Origin of the sequence: Photobacterium sp. S4TG1, from assembly GCF_036040035.1 — a bacterium.
Classification (GTDB): domain Bacteria; phylum Pseudomonadota; class Gammaproteobacteria; order Enterobacterales; family Vibrionaceae; genus Photobacterium.
Genome location: NZ_JAYXUH010000034.1, coordinates 1 through 2124 on the forward strand (window position 1 = coordinate 1; position 2124 = coordinate 2124).

At 36.0% G+C, this 2124-nt stretch carries 1 protein-coding gene; it reads left to right on the forward strand.

Annotation, left to right across the window (positions count from 1 at the left end; genetic code table 11):
- The first annotated feature begins 430 nt into the window (after nt 1-430).
- The gene (locus VXS03_RS19975) at nt 431-1612 is read left to right on the forward strand and encodes an alpha/beta hydrolase (RefSeq protein WP_327765526.1); all 1182 of its coding nucleotides are present in this window, start codon (nt 431-433) and stop codon (nt 1610-1612) included.
- The last annotated feature ends 512 nt before the right edge of the window (nt 1613-2124 follow it).

Consider the following 2124-nt stretch of genomic DNA (forward strand, 5'->3'; position numbering starts at 1 on the left):
CGGTTTTCAAGACCGGTGCTTTCAACCACTCAGCCATCTCTCCAATGCCGCGTATAGTATAGCGCGCCCTTTCCCTTGTAAAGCAATAATATTAAAAAGCTTTTTAAGTGATCACCAATTAATCAAAGCTTATTAATATCATTCAATTTGGTGTTTTATGCAACAAACCACAACCAATAAATACAATAGTGCATCTAAGGCATTTCATTTATTTAATTGAGCTATAGGCCATAGTTTTACATCAAAAGACTTGATGGCCTACTTAATACCTATATCATAAATTACTCTAAAATCTTGATGCAATTTTCCCTAACAGCATTGACGATGCCCTTCTTTATAGTGAGATTTCATAGGATAAACTTACAGCGAATAGACGTGTTTTATTGGCATAATATCTGAAATCGATAATTTATTACCATAGTTGCTATTGATGCGTAAATTGACTGTTTTACTTTTTTTTACAATCATTCCATTACTAACACTTAGTTGTTCTACAGGTTATAACAATCCAAAACCTCTGCATTTATCTAAATCTTATTATGACTATCTTCAGCCCACATTTACAGACTACCTAAAAGTAACTAAAAGTTGGTTAACTCAACATCGCTCGTTTATCTCAACAGATCATGAACGAGAATTATCAATGAATATGCCATTTGAACGTGGAAATAAACATTCAAATAAAGCAATTCTATTAGTTCATGGGCTGGGAGACTCACCTCATAGCTTTAGCGATCTTGCTTCAACCTTTGCCGCACAAGGATTTTATGTTCAAGTTCTACTCTTACCTGGGCACGGCAGCTCCCCTAAAGACATTCTCTTAACCACTTATTCAGATTGGCAAAATATTGTTGATCACTATACAAATTTACTTCAGAAAAACCATCAAGAAGTATGGCTAGGGGGCTTCTCTACTGGAGCAAATTTAGTTTCAATAAATAGTTTAAAGAATAAGGATATTGCAGGGTTAGTACTTATCTCTCCCGGCTTTAAGTCAGTAAATCCTATATTAGAAAAATTCAGCTCATTTGCAGCCTTATTTTGGGATGGGATTGCCGAACAAGAAGATAACTTTGCAAAATACAATTCAATGCCACTACACGGTATGGCTGAGTATTCAAAAAGTGCAGTTACTTTTAGGGAAAAAATTGCTCACAAACAGATCACCATACCTACATTAATCGCTGTTAGTGAAGCAGATAGCATTATTAATACTCACGCTATTGCGGATATTTTTAGCAAAAACTTTTCAAATCCAAATAGTAAATTTATCTGGTATGGTAAAAAAGAAAACTTATCGTTATTAGAGAGAAATAAAACTTACTCTATGTCTCTCACATCACAAAAAATCAGTACAGCGTCACACATGAGTCCATTATTCTCCCCTTCAAACTATTATTATGGAAAAAACGGTGAGAAATTGATTTGCAAAAATAGCTTAGATGACACCCAAACAGAGCTTTGCAAGCAAGGTGAAAATATTTGGTTCTCAGCATGGGGATATAAAGAAAAAGGAAAAGTACATGCACGCCTTACATGGAACCCTTATTTTGATGCCTTAGAAAATGAAATAAAACAAATTATAAAAATCGACGGATCAACAGGCCGCTAAGCTCCCCAATAAAGAGTACCAACTGAACTAAGAAGGAATTATATGATGGTGGGAGAAGGATTCGCTTCTTTATCATTCAACAATTGCCAAATTTCAGACGTAAAAAAGCCCGCAATTTCTTGCGGGCTTCTCTATTTGTCTTCACTCTACTGGACTTGAACCGGTGACATGTGAATTAACTGGCCGCTAAGCTCCCCAATAAAGAGTACCAACTGAACTAAGAAGGAATTATATGATGGTGGGAGAAGGGTTCGCTTCTTTATCATTCAACAGTTGCCAAATTTCAAACGTAAAAAAGCCCGCAATTTCTTGCGGGCTTCTTTATTTGTCTTCACTCTACTGGACTTGAACCAGTGACATGTGAATTAACAGGCCGCTAAGTTCCCCAATAAAGAGTACCAACTGAACTAAGAAGGAATTATATGATGGTGGGAGAAGGATTCGCTTCTTTATTATTCAACAGTTGCCAAATTTCAAACGTAAAAAAGCCCGCAATTTCTTGCGGGCTTCTT

Coding starts and splice junctions, on each gene's coding strand:
- VXS03_RS19975 (WP_327765526.1), top strand. CDS start 431: ATGCGTAAATTGACTGTTTTACTTTTTTTTACAATCATTCCATTACTA.